Source organism: Pseudoalteromonas gelatinilytica (assembly GCF_001641615.1).
GTDB lineage: Bacteria > Pseudomonadota > Gammaproteobacteria > Enterobacterales > Alteromonadaceae > Pseudoalteromonas > Pseudoalteromonas gelatinilytica.
Map to the genome: position 1 here is coordinate 526,496 of NZ_LRRU01000022.1, position 18,121 is coordinate 544,616.

At 39.2% G+C, this 18,121-nt stretch carries 9 protein-coding genes; 5 read left to right on the top strand and 4 right to left on the bottom strand.

Going from position 1 to position 18,121, the window contains the following annotated elements:
* The first annotated feature begins 20 nt into the window (after window positions 1–20).
* The 3 genes from NH153_RS19785 (at window position 21) to NH153_RS19795 (ending at window position 7,205) form a co-directional block, all read left to right on the top strand.
* Window positions 21–2,369 carry a DNA polymerase II gene (locus tag NH153_RS19785; protein ID WP_063707077.1) on the top strand — a complete coding sequence of 783 codons (2,349 nt, stop codon included), beginning with the start codon at window positions 21–23 and terminating at the stop codon, window positions 2,367–2,369.
* A gap of 255 nt (window positions 2,370–2,624) precedes the next feature.
* Window positions 2,625–5,483 carry a TonB-dependent receptor domain-containing protein gene (locus NH153_RS19790; RefSeq protein WP_063707079.1) on the top strand — a complete coding sequence of 953 codons (2,859 nt, stop codon included), beginning with the start codon at window positions 2,625–2,627 and terminating at the stop codon, window positions 5,481–5,483.
* A gap of 75 nt (window positions 5,484–5,558) precedes the next feature.
* Window positions 5,559–7,205 carry a tetratricopeptide repeat-containing sulfotransferase family protein gene (locus NH153_RS19795; protein ID WP_063707081.1) on the top strand — a complete coding sequence of 549 codons (1,647 nt, stop codon included), beginning with the start codon at window positions 5,559–5,561 and terminating at the stop codon, window positions 7,203–7,205.
* 44 nt (window positions 7,206–7,249) lie between these two features.
* On the opposite strand, the gene NH153_RS19800 is transcribed toward NH153_RS19795, so the two are convergent.
* The 4 genes from NH153_RS19800 to NH153_RS19815 form a co-directional block, all read right to left on the bottom strand.
* Complete coding sequence (locus NH153_RS19800; protein WP_063707083.1) at window positions 7,250–9,040, bottom strand: putative 2OG-Fe(II) oxygenase; 1,791 nt, start codon at window positions 9,038–9,040, stop codon at window positions 7,250–7,252.
* Between the two features lie 53 nt (window positions 9,041–9,093).
* The gene (locus NH153_RS19805; protein WP_063707085.1) at window positions 9,094–10,239 is read right to left on the bottom strand and encodes a DUF547 domain-containing protein; all 1,146 of its coding nucleotides are present in this window, start codon (window positions 10,237–10,239) and stop codon (window positions 9,094–9,096) included.
* Window positions 10,240–10,301: 62 nt separating this feature from the next.
* Window positions 10,302–11,453: a DUF547 domain-containing protein gene (locus NH153_RS19810; protein ID WP_063707088.1), complete on the bottom strand. Its 1,152-nt coding sequence runs from the start codon at window positions 11,451–11,453 to the stop codon at window positions 10,302–10,304.
* A gap of 58 nt (window positions 11,454–11,511) precedes the next feature.
* Window positions 11,512–12,687 carry a DUF547 domain-containing protein gene (locus NH153_RS19815; RefSeq protein WP_063707090.1) on the bottom strand — a complete coding sequence of 392 codons (1,176 nt, stop codon included), beginning with the start codon at window positions 12,685–12,687 and terminating at the stop codon, window positions 11,512–11,514.
* A gap of 640 nt (window positions 12,688–13,327) precedes the next feature.
* Here NH153_RS19815 and NH153_RS19820 point away from each other — a divergent pair.
* Both NH153_RS19820 and NH153_RS19825 read left to right on the top strand, forming a co-directional pair.
* Window positions 13,328–15,991: a TonB-dependent receptor gene (locus tag NH153_RS19820; protein WP_063707093.1), complete on the top strand. Its 2,664-nt coding sequence runs from the start codon at window positions 13,328–13,330 to the stop codon at window positions 15,989–15,991.
* A 115-nt stretch (window positions 15,992–16,106) separates the two neighbouring features.
* Window positions 16,107–18,047 carry a S9 family peptidase gene (locus NH153_RS19825; RefSeq protein WP_082874115.1) on the top strand — a complete coding sequence of 647 codons (1,941 nt, stop codon included), beginning with the start codon at window positions 16,107–16,109 and terminating at the stop codon, window positions 18,045–18,047.
* Window positions 18,048–18,121 lie beyond the last annotated feature (74 nt).

An 18,121-nucleotide genomic window follows, 5' to 3' on the forward strand; every position in this document is an offset into this window, starting at 1 on the left:
GTGATAGATATTTGAAGTAAATGGTTACAGATACAGGTTTTATCCTTTCTAAAGAAGCGTTTGATAGCTCATCAGGGGTTAGTTTCGTGTTTTGGCTTTGGTGTGAGCATGGCCCTTTAAAAGTGCATGTTGAGCATCAAGAAGTGGTTTTCTTCATTCCTGAAAATCAAGTGTCTGCAGCAACGCGGTTATTAAAAAGTCAAAACATTCATGTTCGTTTTGCCGATGCAAAGTTAAGAAACTTCCAAAATCAATCGGTGATCTGTTGTTATTTCAAATCATTAAAAGACTACTACCGTGCCATTAAGATTTTAAAAAGTTCACACATATTGCTGTTTGAAGATGATGTCAGGCCAATTGACAGATTTTTGATGGAACGTTTCATTAAAGGATCAGTTTGGGTTAAAGGGGAAGTTCAAACTCGCCGTGGCTATAGATTGTTAACAAACGCAAAATTAAAACCAAACAATGAATTTAGGCCTTATTTTAAACATATTTCTATTGATATTGAGTGTAATGGGGAAGGCGTACTATTTTCTATTGGCTTAGTCGGAGACGGCATAGACAAAGTGTTAATGATAGGGCGCCCAGAGCCTACCCCAGATCTAGATTATCAAATTAACTGGTGTGAAGATGAAATAGACCTGCTTTCTCAATTTGAGACTGAGATCCAGCGAATTGACCCTGACGTATTGATTGGCTGGAACGTGATTGAGTTTGACTTTCGTGTCCTTCACGCAAGAGCTGAGGCACTTGGCCTTTCGTTAAAGCTCGGACGCAATAAAGAAAAGCTACGTGTACGGGAAGGAAATATCACCCGCATAACAATACCTGGTCGCGTAGTTGTTGATGGTATTGATACACTAAAAAACGCCACTTATCATTACGACAGTTTTAGCCTTGCTAATGTAGCAAGTATTGAGCTTGGCGAAGAAAAGCTGATCAGCACAGATAATCGCCTAGAAGAAATTATTCGCCAGTTTAATGAAGACAAACTGTCTCTTGCTAATTACAACAGACAAGACTGTATTTTAGTTCTGCAGATTTTTGAGAAATTAAAGTTACTCGATTTTGCCGTTGTAAGAAGCCAACTCACCGGACTTGAGTTAGAAAGAATGGGTGGCTCAGTAGCGGCCTTTACTAACCTTTATTTGCCGCTCTTACATAGAAGTGGCTTTGTCGCCCCTAATTTAGGCGATCATGGGTTAAGTTTTGACAGTCCAGGTGGTTATGTCATGTCATCGCAACCTGGTCTGTATAAAAATATCTTGGTGCTTGATTATAAAAGTCTGTATCCATCAATAATGCGCACATTTTGTATCGACCCACTTGGCCTTATTGAAGGGTTAAAAAAACCACAGAGTGCGATAGAGGGATTTAATCAGGCGCTGTTCTCACGAACTGAACATCACCTTCCTGAATTGATAAGAGAGCTTGCTGCAACGAGACAAATTGCAAAAGACGATAACAACCCTATGTTATCGCAAGCGATCAAAATTATTATGAATAGTTTATATGGTGTACTTGGTTCAAAAGGCTGCCGCTTCTATGACCCTCGATTGTCGAGTTCTATTACCCTTCGTGGCCATGAAATCATGCAAACAACGAAAAAATGGATAGAAGAGTGGGGTTATGAAGTCATTTATGGTGATACTGATTCGACGTTTGTGAAGCTTGATGATGATCTAAACTCACTAAACTGTAATGAAATCGGTACGAAACTGGCAGGAAAAATTAACAAACGCTGGCAGCTCGTTTTGCAGCAAGACTATAAAATAGACAGTTTCTTAGAAATTGAGTACGAAACCCACTACAGCCCATTTTTTATGCCCACAATTAGAGGCAAAACAATGGGTTCAAAAAAGCGCTATGTAGGAAAAGTCGAAAAAAATGGCACTTCAGAATTGGTCTTCAAAGGTATGGAAACTGTTCGAAGTGATTGGACTGAACTTGCCCATAAGTTTCAAACAGAATTATTTGAGATTTTATTCGGCGAAAATTATAGCCAAGAATTAATAATTCAAACCTTTGATAAATATGTTAAAAAACTCTATGCGGGTGAATTCGACGCCATGTTAGTTTACCGAAAACGCTTAGGTCAGCATTTAACTGATTATCAAAAAAATATCCCTCCCCATGTAAAAGCAGCGAAACAACATTTAGCTGATAATCCCCATCTTACCTTTCAACGCGGTCAGATAATTGAATATGTTTACACCGCTACTGGCGCTGAGTACTACAACGGGCAACATAATTACGATTATGGCATTTATGTTAATAAGCAATTATTGCCAATAGCTGAAATGATTGTTGTTAATTTAGGTACTAAGATTGCGCCGCTAAGTGACCGTCAGATACAGCTTTTTTAGAAAAATTAACATTTTTTTGACTGTTTATTGCGATGAATGATCGATAAGCTCGGTTTAAACGCTTATTTGTGTGTTTTTTGTTCATAAAACAAGAAAAAGTAAACTTTTTGGTGCTTCATTAAAAAATTGTAAATAAAGGGCTGGATATTTTGTTTTATTTGTTTATTATTTGTTTGTCGCAGTCCTGATGCGATACAAATAATAAACAAGCTTATGCTAAATATAGCCACAATATAGTGGTCCAGGGAGAATCAAATGTTAAATAATAAAGTTTCAAAAGCAGTTCGCTTAGCGCTTGCTTTTGGTACAGCTTCTACAGCTGCGTTTTCTGTAAACTCTTATGCTGCTGAAGAAGAAGCAGTAGAAAAAGTTGAACGTATTGAAGTAACAGGTTCACGTATCAAACGTACTGATATCGAAACTGCAAGCCCAGTACAAGTTACAACAGCTGAAGAAATCGAAGTAGCTGGTTTCACTCGTGTTGAAGACATGATGAACAGCTTGCCTCAACTTGAAGCTTCAAGCACTGCATTCCAATCAAATGGTGCTTCTGGTACTGCTACGCTTAACTTACGTGGTATGGGTTCACAACGTACCCTAGTACTTATCAATGGTCGTCGTATGCAAGCGGGTGGTATCTATAGCCAATCTGCGGATATCAACCAAATCCCAGCTGCACTTATCAAACGTGTTGACGTAATGACTGGTGGTGGTTCATCAACTTACGGTGCTGACGCGGTAGCGGGTGTTGTAAACTTCGTGATGGACGATCAGTTCGAAGGTTTTGAAGTGAACATCGGTTCAACTGCATACCAACACGACAACGACAATGAATACATCCAAGGTCTAATGGATGACCGTGACTTTGAATACCCTTCAGGTAGCTCAGGTTTTGACGGTTCATCGTTTGACTTCTCAGCTACTTTAGGTGGCTCATTCGACAGCGGTAAAGGCCACGCGGTTGGTTACTTTACTTACAACAAACAAAACGAACTACGTCAAGGTGCTCGTGACTACTCATCTTGTGCATTAAATGCAGCAGGTACTGCATGTGGTGGTTCTGGTAACGCTGTAAACCCTAACTTCTACATCGCAGGTGTTACTGATTCTGGTGCATTTGACTGGGATGATTACGATTACTGGACACTAGGAACTGACAGCAGCTTCATTCCTTCAAGCGGTAACGTTTACAACTATGCGCCTGTTAACCACTTCATGCGTCCGGATGAGCGTCACACGTTAGGTTTATTCGCAAACTACGAAATCAATGACAACTTCCAACCGTTCATTGAAGCTATGTTCATGCGTGACCGTACTTCTGCACAAATCGCAGAATCAGGTACGTTCTTCGATACAAACTATGTAATCGATTACGATAGCCCGCTATTAACAGACGCACAACGTCAAAACCTAACTGACCGTTTCGGTTTAACATCAGGTGACCAGTTCGCTACTTACATCGGTAAGCGTAACGTAGAAGGTGGCCCACGTGTTAACCAATTAGAGCACAACTCTTTCCGCCTAGTATTAGGTAGTAAAGGTGAAATCAGTGACACTTGGTCATACGAAGCGTTTGTTCAATACGGTTCAACATCTTCATCTTCGGCATACGAAAATGACTTCTTCGGCCCACGTATCATCACTGCACTTTCTGCAAATGGTGAAGACTGTGCGTCAACTGATGGCTGTATTCCTTACGAAGTATTCACATACCAAGGTGTTTCTACTGAATCAGCAGCTGCTCTAACTGGTACAGCTATTCTTAACGGTGTAACAGAACAGTTCATCGTAAGTGGTTTCGTAACTGGTGAGTTTGACTTTGGTCTTCCTTCGTCAGACTACCCAATCGCTGCAGTATTCGGTGCTGAATACCGTGAAGAAACATTCGGTCGTACAGCTGACGAAGTTTATGCGCAAGGTCTATTACTTGGTCAAGGTGGTCCTACTAAGAGCCTTAACGGTGAGTATGATGTAACTGAGTACTTCGGTGAGTTAAGCTTACCAATCGTTGAAGGTTTACCTGGCGTTGAAAGCTTATTAATCGACTTAGGTTATCGTTGGTCTGATTACAGCACATCAGGTTCAGAGCCTACTTATAAAGTAGCAATGAACTGGGACGTAACTGAAAACTGGAAGATCCGTTCAAGCTACAACCGTGCAGTACGTGCAGCGAACAATGGTGAGCTATTCGCTCAACAAAGCCAAGGTTTATGGGCTGGTTCAGATCCATGTGCTACAGCAACTCCTTCACTTACCCAAGCTGAGTGTGCGAACACAGGTGTTTCAGCTTCTCAATACGGTAACGTAGGTAAGAGCCCAGCGGACCAATACAATGGTTTCTTCGGTGGTAACCCAGAGCTTAGCCCTGAGATTGCAGATACAATCACTCTAGGTGTTGTAGGTAACCCGTTTGAAGACTTCAACTTCTCAATCGACTACTGGGATATCGACTTAGAAGATGCAATCGGCAACATCGACCCTGAGCTTATCGTTGAGCAATGTGGTAAAACGGGTGATGCACTATTCTGTGATAACGTACAACGTACACCAGGTAGCGGTAGCCTTTGGATCGGTTCTGGTCAAGTTATCGCAACGAACACGAACTTAGGTAACATCCACTATGAAGGTATCGACTTAAGTGCAAACTACGACATCGAAGTTGGTGGCGGTACGCTTTCTACAAGCTTAATCGGTACTTACATGATGACTAAGGAATTTGAAGATATTCCTGGTGTAAGTGAAGTTTACGACTGTGTTGATACACTAGATAACGGCTGTTTCCCACAACCAGAATGGCGTCATGTTCTTAGCGCAAGCTACGACACAGGCAGCTGGTGGAAAGCAACAGCTAAATGGCGTTACTTCAGTGCAGTTAATGACTACACAGGTTCAGACACTTTAGTTCAAGATGGTATTGGTTCACAAAGTTACCTTGACCTTAAAGGTTCATTCACAATCAATGACTACACACGTGTTCTTGTTGGTGTGAACAACGTATTAGATAAAGAGCCACCACTAGTAGGCGGTACATTATCTACAAATGGTAACGCAGTTGCTGGTTACTACGACACGCTAGGTCGTTACTTCCACGCAAGCGTTTCATTAAAATTCTAATTTGAATTAATTAATGTATGATAAAGCGAGCTTCGGCTCGCTTTTTTTATGGGAAAGCTTTTTTATGGGGAAACAATGACATCAGAACAATACGCGTTTACCCAAGCTGTTGCTTTACTTCAGCAAGGTAAAGTTAGCCAGGGGATAGAATTATTAAAACCGTTAACATATAACAGTGAATTAGCTGAAAAAGCGTTACAGATCCTTTTCAAAGTTGCTATGCAGCAACAAGACACTGAAACAGCCATTGCTTATTGCCAGCAACTGGTATCCATTGCTCCAACAAAATTTGATTACGTACTGACCCTAGTGCAAATAAGTTTAAGTTGTGGTGAGTTCGAAATTGCAAAAAACGCGCTATTACCTTTATATACAGCAAATCCGCAGCAAGCTGATATCTGTTTTCAGCTAGGTAATATAGAACGAAAGCTTGGTAACGCCGATGCAGCGATACGCTTTCTCGAGCAAGCCCTCACATTATCTGAGCAGTTTAAAGTACCCGCTTTAATTGAAATTGCTTATGTGCATAATGAACAATTACATCAACCGAGTGTTGCAATACAGTATTTAGAACAAGCGATTAGTCATGATAATAAGAGTCTGCAAGCCAACTTTGCATTGGCAAATATTCATGAACAACTCGGTAATAAAGATAAAGCGAAAAAAGGCTTTCAACAGGTTTTAAAGATAGATGCATTTAACGCGATGGCACAAGCAAGGATGGCTGACATCGAGACATTTTCTGAACAAGATGCGACTAACTACGAACAAGCATGCCTAGCTATATTGCAACGAGAGTTAGATGATATTGCCTGTGCTGATCTTTATTATGCACTTGGTAAAGTGTTTAATGATTGCAAAAATTATCAGAAAGCTTGGCACTATTATGTAAAAGCAAATCAATACAATAAAAAGTATTTACCAGTTTATGATCGCCAGTCTATTGAAGCGGTAACCGACTACACCTTAGCGCGTAATATCACTCTTCAAGCAGCGAACACCTCTATTACGCCTATCATTATTTGCGGTATGTTTCGTTCTGGCTCAACACTGATTGAACAAATTATCAGCTCTAACGAGCAAATAGCAGCAGGTGGTGAGATTGCCTATTTACATTCATCGCTATTCAATTTAATTAGTGATGAAAAGGCGCTTGCAAATAAGGCTAAAGATCCTGAGTTTATAAATGGTTATAACGGGCAACTAACTCTTCGAGCCGAAGGTGCTCTTTACGTTACAGATAAACGCCCAGAAAATTACCTTTATTTAGACGTTATTAAGCAGCTATATCCAAATGCGAAGATCATTTGGACTGAGCGAGATATCAAAGATAATAGCTTATCAGCTTATTTCCAACATTTAGGCCCGAGCTTAAACTACGCAGTGTCTCTGAATGACACTTTGCATCACTATGAGCAGCAGCAACGCATTAAGTCACATTGGCAGTCGCGCTTTAGTAATGATATTTTTACGATGAATTATGATTTACTTGTTGCGTCACCTGAGCAGGTGTTAGAGCCGCTGTTTAGTTTTTTAGGGTTAGAATACACTGATGAAGCCCAGCGATTTCATCATAAAACTGGCACGGTAAGTACAGCAAGTGTATGGCAAGTAAGAAAACCTCTTTATAAATCATCATCAGGACGATTTGAAAATTACCTAGAGCATATACAGGGCAGTGAACAATCCTATCTGGATGCAAAAGCACTGTTAAATAAATAGCGATTAGTTACAGGAAAAGACCATCATGAAGATGGTCTTTTTAATTATTTTAACGGCATGATATCACAAGGAATCGTTAGCCTTGGGCTATCGCTCTTAAGTTGATATGTCCCGTGCCATATATAGCTTGGAAATATAATAATTTGACCTTCCTCTGGGCATATTTCACGAGCAATTGATTCTCGCTCTCCTAAGTTAAGACTGGTTTCTCCTAGCTTTAGCCAGCCATTTTTAGTGGCATCATCTTTACTCATCTCAGCAGGAATAGAAATATAACTCGGCGCGGATAACCAGCCTTGAGGGTGGATATGATTAGCATGAAAACCACCTTCTTCTAGCTTTACAGACCAACTACCTCTGGCAACAAAGCGCTTGTGGTTTCGTGCTAACAGAGGGTGGTTAACGTCCTCTGGAAGCTGCGTCAGGTATTGATTAATACATTGCGACATTGATGTCTTGAATAAATCAATAAGTTGATTAGAGCGCTGGAGTAAGTGACCTTGTGTTTGACTGCCACTTCGTACACTTTGATCTAATGGCTGCAGTTTATTGGTATGTAGGCTAATCATAAGCTCTTTTAACTGATGATTAAAATCAGCAAAGGTTTTAAAACCAGCCGGAGCAGGGAGCTCCATTACCTTCACGAATTTGTCGAGGTTAGTTAACCAATGGTATTTATCATTATTCGATAAGCGCCAAGCAATACTTAAATAAGCCCACAGCTCTTGGTTATTGGGATTAAATTTTACTGCCGTTTCTAAATGAGAAATCGCTGAGCTGTACTCGCCTTGTTGTATGTAAAAATTTGCTAAATCGATACTGTAGCGGGCATTGTGTGGTGCTTCTTTTACTAGCCGCTGAAGGAGTGAGAATGCCGTTTCTTCATCTCCCTTTCTATCTAAAATGATACTGTGTGCATGGAGTAGATCTAAGTTTTGCGGATAGCTCTGTGTTGCTTCAGAGCTTACTAATAAAGCTTCCTCAAGCTTATCGAGTTGCAATAGTTGGCCAATTTGAGAGTGGATCAGCACCGGATTCGCATCATAGTGTTTAAAAGTTTGGGTGTACGAGCTCATTAACTCGCTCTGTGCGTGTTCCCAGTACAATTTGTTAAGACTTTCATGAGCTGGTACGTAGTTAGGTGCCAGTTCCAAACATGCCTTTAGGTGCGCTTGTGCTTGTTCATATTGCTGCAAATCATAGTAAGTACAACCCACTATATAATGTAATTCGGCGCTGGGTTGCTGTTTTAAAAGCATTTGCAATAGGGCTAATGCTTCGGAAAATTTACCTAAATTACGATAATTACATGCCTGTTTATAAATGAAATGAAATTGCCCTTTTAGTTGCGCAGGTAATTCAGTGCGGAAATAATCTTCAATGTGCTTTAAATCCCCAAAGCGTTCGTAAAGCTCTAAAGTGAGCCAGTGGTACCGAATTAATGTGCTTTGCGAAGGAGATGTTTCTTTAATGAAGTGTTCGGCTTTGAGTAATTCATCTTGGTTAATTAGGCTTTCAATGTAATTGAGTCTTGGTTTTTCAAGTGACAAAGAATTTGTGTTGTATTCACAAAACTGAATACAATCCGCATACTTTTTTTGTTTACAAAGTAAGTTGGTGTAGTTATCCAAAAGCCCAACGTTTTTACTATGAAGACGCAAACCTTGCAAATAGCACTGCTCTGCATCGGTAATTCTATTTACAGCAGATAAACATAAGCTATTTAATGTATACCAATCAGCGGTTTTGTTTGTATGTGAAGAAAGGAGTTGAAGTGCGTGCATATACTGTTGTTGATTGAATGCCTGCAACGCTTTTTGCAATGAATTATTCACTCGTACACCTTGTTTTTGTTTTATGTTAACAGGGTGTACGCTAAAGTAAAATGTTACTCTTGATTTGCATCAAGGTCTTTGATTACTACAGTACCTTTAATGCGTTCTCTTTGTTTATAAAGCTTGCGAATTTTCTTCCAAACTTGTGGTGGGTATCGACCAAATTGAGCTAGCCGCTTCGTTAAGGGATCGGTGATATAGCTTCCGTCTGCTGCACGATATCCATATGTCATTCCTCCTTTACCCTCTAGCGCGGCCCTGTTAATAGCAGAAGAAGCGCCATAGGCTCTATGTGTGCGATATAAATCCACGATATGCCAGTCATCTATTGTAAGCTTAAACCCTTTAGATGACTCTACAGCATCTTTTAAAGAGCCATTAGTATAGTGTTCAATATGAGACTTTAAATCTTGCTCAAAGTCGTCAAACAAGGCTTCTGTTTGCTGGTAGTAGACGGATAGGTAAAGTCTATCTTTCCCTTTAATTTGCATACCTCGGTTAGAATTAACAAATTCCTCAGCATTGTCTGCTAGTTGGTAATACACTTTGCTTCCTACATAGGCCTCTGGGCGAAGATTTGGGCTGCCGATATTCCCTTGATGAAAGCCGTACATTACAATCGGTTTACTTTTGCCAAACTTTTTAAAGACAATGTTGTGTTGTATGTCATTCAAAGACAGGCTATGTCCCATAACAGTAATAAATTCCTCATCAAGTAATGAATTATCACCAAATAATAAATCTTCAGTACTAAAGATAGGGTAGTGCTCAATGAGTTTCTCTAATAATGCTGTGGTATATAAATTTAGCCAATAAGCCAGTTGCTCAGATAAAACGAGCTCATTAAGTGGGATTTGTTCAGGAACTTGTTCAAGGCTCAGACGTATTTTTTTAAAACCAGTTTTCAGGTTTGCTTTTACAACTTCTTCATAATAAAAACGATTTGCTTCTAAAGCTGTATCGTTATTTTTGTGTGCTCGCGTACGTGTGCCAATGCCTGATTGACCTTTTCGAAAACTTCGGTCTGAGCGGCCTAAGTCAATAACCGTGATTTTAAGTAACTGATCTAAATCACCATAAGATATTGTTAAATCACTATCTAAGCCGAAATCGGCAAATTCTTCAGGTAGCGTGTCTAGTTTTGCTGACGAATGTGCTGTAAAGAAAATTGCGGTAACTAATAAAATTCGTTTGATCATAGTGAACTCCCTGTTCAGAAAAAGCCATCCGTCACATTCTTTTGACGAGCGGCCTTATTTTGTTAATTGTTTGAATCAATGTCTTTGATCTTTACTGAACCTCTATTTTCCTTACGTTTGGTATTTAGTTGCTTTAACTTCTCCCAAACTTCAGGAGGGAATCGGCCAAACTCAACAGTTCGTTCCATAAACGCATCGGATATATAACTCGAATTCACTGCACCTACACCTACATCACCAGACGCACTGGCTACGGCATTAAGTAATGCTGCCCGATTTGTTGCTGTTGATGCGCCAAAAGTACGCTCTGTGCGATATAAGTCATTAATTCCCCAATCATCAATGCTTAATTGAAAATTATCAGCTAACTCAACTGAGTTCTTTAAATCTCCTTCGGTGTAATCTTCAATATGATTTTTTAATTGGTTTTCGAAATCGTCAAACAGTGCTTCGGTCTGTTTGTAATATAAGGATAAGTAAAGCTTATTTTTGCCCTTAACTTGCATTCCTCGATTTGAATTAACAAACTCCTCGCCATTTTCGACCAGTTGGTGATATACCTCTGGGCCTTTATAAGCCTCTTTTCTTAAATTTGGGCTGCCGATATTTCCTTGGTGAAATCCATACATAACAATCGGTTTATTTTTACCAAACTTTTTAAATACGATATTGTGTTGAATATCATTTAAAGACAACTGATAGCCCGCCACATGTATAAACTCTTCATCAAGTATTGATTGTTCTCCAAAGAGTAATTCTTGAGTATCTATAACAGGGTAGTGCTCTATCAGCTTTTCTAAGAGAGCTGTCGTGTATAAGTTTAGCCAATAGGCTAATTGTTCATCAAGGACAAGAGCATTGAGAGGCACTTGATCAGGCACTTTCTCAAGGCTAACGCGTACTTTATGAAAGCCTTCTTTTAGTTTGGATGTAGTAACCTCTTCATAGAAAAAGCGGTTAGCTTCTAGCGCAGTGTCGTTATTTTTATGTGCACGCATGCGAGTACCAATATTCGCTTTAGATTTACGAAACCGTCTATCGGAGCGGCCTAAATCAATTACTGTCATATCAAGCAGCATATCTAAATCATCGTAGGATATGGTGATATCACGATCTAAACTAAAATCAGAAAACTCTTCAGGCAATGTGTCTAGTTTTGCTGAGGTTTGTGTTGCAAAGCAAATCGCGCTGACTAATAGAAATTGTTTTAACATAACGAATTCCTTGTTAAAAAGGCCTCACGCACTTACATCTGACGAGCGGCCTTATTTTTTAATTGTTTGAATCAATGTCTTTAATTTCAACGGTTCCACTATTGTCTTGGCGTTTTAAGTTAAGCTTTTTGATTTTTTCTAACATTTCAGGAGAAAAACGACCAAAATCCATAGTGCGCATCATGATAGAGTCTGTAATGTGATTCACGTTAACAGCGCCTATACCTGCGCCACTTCCTTCAGGCCCAAGTGGAACAGCAGAGTTACTGACTACAGCATTTAGCATTGCTGCCGGGTTTGTTGACGCTGAACCGCCATAGTCACGGTCTGTGCCGTATAAATCAGTAATGTTCCAATCTTCAATGTCAATTTTAAAGCGCTTGGCGTACTTAACATCACTTTTCATTTGGCCTTCGGCATAATCGGCAAGGTGTTCACGTAAGTCACTTTCAAAATCTGAAAATAAAGACTCTGTTTGTTCATAATATTTAGAAACATAGAGGCGGTCCTTACGTTTTATTTGCATACCGCGGTTTGAATTTACAAACTCCTCACCATTTTCAACGAGTTGATGGTAAACCTTGCTGCCTTTATAAGCTTCATTACGCAAATTTGGACTGCCAATGTTACCTTGATAGAAGCCATACATAACGATAGGTTTCTTTTTACCAAACTTTTCAAAAACAATTTTATGTTGGATATCATTCAATGAGAGTTTGTAACCAGCAACCGTTAAAAACTCTTCATCTAGAATTGAGTCATCACCAAAAAGTAGATCTTCTGTGTCGCGAACAGGATAGTGATCAATCAACTTTTCAACCATCGCGGTATTATAAAGGTTAAGCCAATAAGCTAATTGCTCATCGAGACTTAAGTCATTTAGAGAAACCTCGCTTGGCACCTTCTCTAAGCTAACTCTGATTTTGTGAAAGCCGTCTTTGATTTCTGATTTTGTAACGCCTTCAAAGTAAAAGCGGTTTGCTTCAAGCGCAGTATCGTTGTTTTTGTGTGATTTCATGCGCGTGCCAATTGAAGCTTGGGATTTACGAGAGCTTCTGTCTGACATGCCCATGTCGATAACGGTCATTTCAAGTAAGTTATCAAGGTCTTCATAGGAGATTTTAATATCTCGATTAAGGCTAAAGTCAGAAAACTCTTTAGGTATTTCATTAATTTTTGCCTGCAAAGGAAGTGAGCAAAAAGTAAATATAATTAACAATAATTGTTTAAACATGATTTTTCCTTGTTGTTTTAACAATCTTACTATCAGCGATTGTTACAATTTTTTCAAGTTTAAACGTACCTAAAATAGCCTGTAACCATGTGAATATTCTAATAAATAAAGAGGCTTTGGGGTTTGGGGTTTTAAAAGGGGTTAGTCTAGTTGGTTAATAGAATGTTCATTCTATTAACTTTTGCATCATTCAGTCCTTTTTTTACATATCTTTACTATTTTGCCTATCTTTATTGTGGATTCGTCTTATTTGTAGGGTATTAAAATAGCATATTTTTATTTATTAAGATAAAAAATACCGGGAACTCCCGATGTTGTTTGTTGTATTTTTTGCAATAAGTTAACCTATCATATCCAGTACCTATATTAGTACTGAAAAATTAAATTCTTTTTTATCTTTGTAACTTGTTGTAAATGATGGTCCGGCCTTTGTATTTAAAGGTGTCCGATGGTGTTAATAAAGTTCTATTAATTGGTGTAATGTTTTATTTATTGTTAAAAGTTGGACTTTTGCGTTACTGAAGTGTTGACCTTGGAGAGTTGCGAGTATTATTATCAAAGCTCAAAATTACTGCGTAATATGCATTTTTTTTGAATAACTATAAATATTCCATGAATAACATGGTCCAGGGAGAATCAAATGTTAAATAATAAAGTTTCAAAAGCTGTTCGCTTAGCGATTGCTTTTGGTGCAGTTTCTACTGCTGCATTTTCTGCAAACACATTTGCTGCAGATGAAGAAAACGCAGAAAAAGTTGAGCGCATTCAAGTTACAGGTTCACGCATTAAACAAGTCGATCTTGAGAACAGCTCTCCAGTAACTGTTTTATCAGCGGCAGAAATCAGCCTTTCAGGTGAGCCTACAGTTGCTGACGTTTTAAATAACCTTGCTTCTAACTCTTTCGGTTCTTGGAAAGGTGTATCTGGTTACGGTGCAGGTGGTGCAGCTTCTTCTAACATCAACTTACGCGGCCTAGGTTCTGACGCAACACTTGTATTATTAGACGGTCGTCGTATGCCTGGTACAAGTTCATCTTCTGGTTCATCGGCTGATACATCAATCATCCCAATGGCTGTTGTTGAGCGTGTTGAAATCCTTCGCGATGGCGCATCAGCTGTTTATGGTTCATCTGCTGTTGCTGGTGTAATCAATATCATCACTAAGAAAGACTTTGATGGCGTAAGTGTTAAGTACGATTACGAAGTACCTAAAGTTGAAGGTGGCGAAAGCAAAACGTTCTCAATTACTTCAGGTTACACATCTGAAAAAGGTAACATCATCTTCACGTATGAAAACTCACGTGACAATGCAATCTTCGACAAAGAAATTTGGGCGATGGACGATCCTACGTACGGTGCGTACAGCGGTTATAGCCACGTTCCAAACTACAGAATTAATGGTTCAGGAAGCTACATCTCTAATCCTGAGCTTTGTGACCAAACAGCTGACGTAGTAAATGCTATGGATGAGAACGGCGTTGGTGGTTGTTTATATAACTACGGTAACGTAACAAAATTCTATCCAGACGTAGAAAATAACTCATTCTTAACAAACTTCAACTATGAACTGACTGACAACATTCGTCTTGTTGGTCGTGCAATGGCAAGCTTTAACGAAACAAACTCACGTTACGCAGGTACGCCAGTATCTACGGGTGCAGTTTGGATGGATGCTGATAACCAATATAACCCAGAAGATGAAGATATCCGTCTTTACATGCGTTCTGTGCCAATTGGTAACCGTGATACTAAAACAGAAGTTGTAACTACAGACATCGTATTAGGTCTTGAGGGTTTCACTGACATCGGTAATGGTCTTGATTGGGAAATCAACTATCAAAACAGCATTTCTAAAACAAACGTTTTTGGTAGCAACCTAGTTAATGACGTAATGCTACAAAATGCAATTAACACGGGTGAGTACGATATCCTAAATACTTCAGGTATGAGCTACGAAGAATGGAACACTCAATTAACTGAGTTATACCAATACGCAGCGCACACTGGTACTTACGAAGGTCGTTACGAAAGCCAACAAATTGATGGTTTAGTTTCTACAACGTTCATTGATAATGGTGACTTCGTTATTGCGGGTGTAGTGGGTGCTGAGTTTGAAGAAATTGATTTCACTCAAGTATCTGACCCTGAGTCTGCAAATGGTTTCATCTCTGGTGGTTCAGGCGGTGATGACGTATACGCAACTCGTGACCGTACTGCTGCTTACATGGAAATCCAAGCAAGCTTACCATACGAAATTGATGTAACAGTAGCTGGTCGTTATGAGAAATACGAACAGTCTGGTATGACAAACCTTGGTGAAAAGAGCACGACATTCGATAAAGTTGTTCCAAAAGTAGGTGTTACTTGGCGTCCAACTGAAACATTATTAATCCGTGGTTCTTGGGGTGAGTCTTTCCGTGCTCCTAACATGGGCGAAATGTTCCAATCTTATGCATTAAGCTTCCCAACTGTACGTGATACAGCATGGTGTGATGCTAACCCTGGTCAAGCATTAGAAGGTTACTGTTCTGACGCTGGTGAGCAAGTAGCGACTTGGTTCGGTGGTAATGCAAACCTTACTGAAGAAACGGGTGACTCTACAACGCTTGGTTTCGTATGGGATATCGTTGATGGCTTAGCAGTAGAATTAACTTACTATGATATCAGCTACGAGAACCGTATCGATGACGTAAGCACGACTGAACTTCTACGTATTGAACAAGAAGAAGGTGGTTTAGGTTCTACTCCAGACGCTATCGACCGTGCTAATGGTACTGGCCAAATTGATTACATCTACACAGGTTATATCAATAAAGCATCACTACAAACGTCTGGTTTCGATTTCTCAACTCGCTACAAGCATGAAACTAGCTTTGGTGACTTTGGCGTTATGCTAAACGTTTCTAAAGTTATGGAATTTGAAGAGAAAGCTGATAAAGATGCAGAACCGTTTGATTATGCTGGTCTTCAAGATTACCCAGATTGGAAAGCTGATTTAGGTGTTAGCTACTCTTATGAAGATTACAGTGCTTCTTGGACTATGTTCTACGTAGGCGCTCAAGAGTCAGGTAACGAAGAGTGGGGTGTTGATTACCTTGCTGATGTACCTTCATACTTCAAGCATAATGCTCAGTTCACATACACTGCACCAACAAATACTAAAATTTCTGTAGGTGTTAACAACGTATTTGATAAGAAAGCACCTTCTTGGTATGACGGCTTCCGTGATTACCGTGATTCAAGCTGGTCATTATACGATCAAACAGGTCGTTCAATGTACCTTCGTTTAGAACAAAAGTTCTAAGCTAAAATAATTAGTATAAGCTCTTAAAACCCTGCTGTAGCAGGGTTTTTTTGTGCGAAATACTAAGTTATAAATTACCTAAATATTTATCGTCATAATTAAATGGAATATTAAAATGAAAATAATATGGTTTTTATTTTTAAGTAGTTTGATCAGTGTATCAATGGATGTAAGTGCTAAAGCAAAGGACATCGCAATTGAAGACTTTTTTAAAACGCCTAAGTTTTCCAACTTGCAACTTTCTCCAAATGGAAAGTACCTTGCGGTTTTATCGCCGATCAACGAACGTAGAAATATAGTTGTAATGGAAGTTGATGGTTTTAAAAATGCGAGGCCTATTACAAAGTTTGATGAACAAGATATCAATAGTTTCTCTTGGGCGAATGATGATGACATTATTTTCACACTAGATAGTAATGGTAATGAAGCTTTTAGTATTTACGCCATTGATGCCCACAATAAACGGGCGAAGGTAATACAGTTAGTTGGATCTAAAGTGGGTGCATCTGGAATACGTTCAGCGTCAGTTGTACATTTATTACCAGACGATCCAAAGCATATTCTGGTGCAATATAATGGCCGAAATATCGTTGCTCCAGATTTGTATAAGCTACCACTTGATAGTCGTTGGGATCGTAAGCACGAGCGTAATTACAAAATGGACTTGATTGCAAAAAATCCAGGGAATGTTCAAGGTTGGATGCTTGATCACGATGGCGAGGTACGGGGTGCCTTAGCAATTGAAGGTTTAAAAGGTACTTTACTTTACAAAGGAAAAGGTGAAGAAAAATTTAAAGTACTCCGTGAATACAATGCCGAAGAAGCAAATATTGAACCATTGGCGTTTGATTTTGATAATAAAAAGTTGTTCGTTGCATCCGATCTAGACCGTGATACCAAAGCTATATTCTATTTTGATCCAGAAACGAACAAGTTAGGTGAACAAATATTTGCCCATGATAACGTCGATGTCACATCGCTGAGTTTTTCGCGAAAGCGTAAAAAACTAACGGCAATTAGTTATTTTGACAAATACCCTGAAGAAGTATATTTCGATGAACAGACTGCAAAAATGATGACCTCATTAAAGCAAGCATTTACCGATAAAGTTGTGACAATTACCAGTCGCTCTGATGATGAAGTGCTCAATATTGTTTATGCAGCGAGTGACACCGATCCAGGGCAGTATTATTTATTTAATCAAAATGACAATAGCTTAAAAGCATTATTGAGCCCAATGTCATGGATAGATCCCAAAGCGATGTCGCCAATGCAGCCGATCGAATTTAAAAGTAGGGATGGCTTAACATTAAATGGTTATCTAACAATCCCTAAAAACTCATCGGGTAAGGCGCTACCTCTCATCGTAAATCCACATGGTGGTCCCTTCGGAATTCGAGATTATTGGGGGTTTAATCCTGAAGCTCAGTTCTTTGCAAGTAGAGGCTATGCGACAGTCCAGGTTAACTTTAGAGGTTCAGGTGGTTATGGTCGAAAGTTTCAGCAAGCTGGCTATGGCGGCAAGTGGGGGGCAGAAATGCAAAATGATATTACAGACACTGTTAACTATCTGGTTTCTGAAGGAATTGTTGATGCAAATAAAGTCTGTATTTATGGTGCAAGTTACGGCGGCTATGCCACAGTTGCAGGCCTTGCGTTTACTCCTGAACTTTACAAATGTGGAATTGATTACGTTGGCGTAACAGATGTGTCTTTATTATTTGAAACATTGCCAAAGCATTGGGAATCGCAACGCGAAGTGCTGGAAATGCAAATAGGCGATCCATCTGATGAAGCCCTAATGAAACGAATGTCACCGTTGCAACATGTTGATAAAATTAAAGCGCCATTAATGATAGTACAAGGTGCGAAAGACCCCCGTGTAGTTAAGCAACATGCGACAGATCTACGCGATGCACTGGCAAAAAAAGGAGTAATTTTGTCTGATGATGAGTGGATAATGAAAGAAAATGAAGGCCATGGTTTTCAAAAGCAAGAAAATAAAGTTGAGCTTTATACAAAAATGGAAAAGTTTTTGGCTAGATATTTGAAATAATTAATTATCAAAAAAATATAAAAAGCCCAGAATTCAAGGTGTGGATCTTGTTCTGGGTTTTTTATTGTTTCGAA